Consider the following 436-nt stretch of genomic DNA (forward strand, 5'->3'; position numbering starts at 1 on the left):
GACACATATCCCAACACAATAGAAGAGATTAGAGCCAAAAGGTAGAATATTCCTATCTCTAGGGGTGCGTAGGCGTCTACGATGCGAATTTGAAAATCAAGAGTTAGGAGATGAAACAACAACAATCCCGCAATCAGAGTAAGACCGGATCCACCGACTGTGTAAATCCCTTTATCAAACCGGTCGTCCACGGAAACTACAGGACCAAAGTGTTTTGCAAGTTTATAGGTGATGAACCCTGGTAAAAGAAAAGCTAACGCATAGATTACGCTGAAAGAGGAAAATGGGGCAACCATAAGAAGGATCTACTTATCGGACAAGTGAGGTTTGTTTTTACCCGTATTCCGTATTTCGATCCGGGATTCCTCTTCACCGGGATCCATCGCTTAGTAAAACCCCTTATTCATCATCGTTACCGCCACTTCGTGGGTCTTCT

General features: G+C 43.8%; 1 protein-coding gene. It reads right to left on the reverse strand.

What is annotated here, in order from left to right; genetic code table 11:
* Positions 1-191 (reverse strand): hypothetical protein (locus DVK06_RS19530; protein ID WP_233561829.1); only part of this gene is annotated, 191 nt, incomplete at its 3' end.
* Positions 192-436: the final 245 nt, after the last annotated feature.

The organism is Halorubrum sp. Atlit-28R (assembly GCF_003665955.1).
GTDB classification, from domain to species: Archaea; Halobacteriota; Halobacteria; order Halobacteriales; family Haloferacaceae; genus Halorubrum; species Halorubrum tropicale.